Below are 1,524 nucleotides of genomic sequence, written 5' to 3'. Positions count from 1 at the left end.
GATACGCGCCGACCTCCACCTCGGCCTGCTCCAACTCGCCTGCAGCATCATCTGCCTGCGAAAGCTCCGAACCTCATTCTGAAACGATCAGTTAGTGTCAACAGGTTGTGCCGGTGTAGGGTTTCTAGCTTCGCTGGTGCGGACTCCGCCGTGGTCGGAACGCATCGAAGTAGCCGGCTCACCCTTGGAGGACAGGTGCCAGCGGTTCAGCGGATCACCTCCCGCAACGCCCGGTTTCAGCAGTGGGAGGCTCTGCTCACCAACCGGAAGAAGCGGAGCCAGCTCCGTGAATTCCTGGTCCAGGGGGTTCGGCCGATTTCGCTGGCCGTGGAGTACGGCTGGCCGATCAACGCGCTGCTCTACGACGACCGGCGGAAGCTGTCGGGCTGGGCGCAGGAGCTGCTGCGAACGACCCGGGCCGAGCGGATCGTGATGGCGCCGGAGCTGCTTGCGGAGCTGGGCGAGAAGACCGAGGGCGCGCCCGAGGTGATCGCGGTGGTCGGCATGCCGACGGACGACCTGGGCCGGATCGAGGTCGGGCCGGACTTCCTCGGTGTCCTGTTCGACCGGCCGACCACGCCGGGCAACATCGGGAGCATCATCCGGTCTGCGGATGCCTTCGGCGCACACGGGATGATCGTTTCGGGCCACGCTGCCGATGTCTACGACCCGAAGGCCGTGCGGGCGACCACGGGCAGCCTGTTCTCGCTGCCGTCCGTCCGGGTGCCGGGGCCGACCGAGGTGATGGCCTGGGTGGAGCAGCAGCGCACCGCCGGTCACCCACTGGTCCTGGTGGGCACGGACGAGAAGGGCGACGCGGACGTCTACGACTTCGACCTCACCCAGCCGGTGCTGCTGCTGGTCGGAAACGAGACGACCGGGCTGGCCGGCCAGTGGCGGGAGCTGTGCGACTACACGGTGAGCATCCCGATGACGGGGGCGGCCAGTTCGCTGAACGCGGCGAACGCCACGACCGCGATCCTGTACGACGCTTCCCGGCAACGGATCGCCGCCGGGAAGCGTCCTCGCTGATCGCAGGTCAGGTCCAGGTGCCGCCTGCGGCGGCACGGCGGTATACCTCCAGGTGCTTTGCGGCGATCACGTGATGACCCCACCACCTCTCCGGTGTGGTGGGGTCTCTACTCGCAAGGCACGGGAGGAGCAGCACCCATGGCCGACCTGGACCTGTTCGGCGCTCGTTGGCGCAAGAGTTCACACAGTGCCCAAGAGGGGCAGTGCGTCGAGGTGGCTTTCGACTATCCCGGGCTCGTCCCTGTCCGTGACTCCAAGAACCCCGAGGGCCCTGCCCTGGTCTTCCGCACCGCCACGTTCGCCGCGTTCGTCGCAGGCGTCAAGGCCGGGGAGTTCGGGACCGTCTGATCGACGGCATACGGTGGCGGACCCGGACCGGGTGTGGACGGTCACGTAATTCGGCTCTGTCGCTGATCTTGTGATCGAGCCGGTCAGGTCCGGCACAGGATGCGGGTGCGGAGGAGGTCGAAGTTCGCGCGGCCGTATCCGTCC

At 67.3% G+C, this 1,524-nt stretch carries 2 protein-coding genes; both read left to right on the top strand.

Annotated elements, in window-relative coordinates; translation table 11 throughout:
• The first annotated feature begins 195 nt into the window (after window positions 1-195).
• Window positions 196-1,032, top strand: coding sequence for a TrmH family RNA methyltransferase (locus tag ACIQIB_RS39460; protein ID WP_363613936.1), 837 nt, complete (start codon window positions 196-198; stop codon window positions 1,030-1,032).
• Between the two features lie 138 nt (window positions 1,033-1,170).
• Complete coding sequence (locus ACIQIB_RS39455; RefSeq protein ID WP_363613938.1) at window positions 1,171-1,380, top strand: DUF397 domain-containing protein; 210 nt, start codon at window positions 1,171-1,173, stop codon at window positions 1,378-1,380.
• The last annotated feature ends 144 nt before the right edge of the window (window positions 1,381-1,524 follow it).

This window comes from Kitasatospora sp. NPDC092286 (genome assembly GCF_044755565.1).
In the GTDB taxonomy this organism is placed as follows: domain Bacteria; phylum Actinomycetota; class Actinomycetes; order Streptomycetales; family Streptomycetaceae; genus Kitasatospora.
The sequence above is the reverse complement of the archived record's forward strand: the minus strand, read 5'-3'. Positions and strand labels throughout refer to the sequence as shown.

Bases quoted from the DNA above. Each gene is read 5' to 3' on its own strand.
- ACIQIB_RS39455 (WP_363613938.1), top strand. From the start codon at position 1,171: ATGGCCGACCTGGACCTGTTCGGCGCTCGTTGGCGCAAGAGTTCACAC.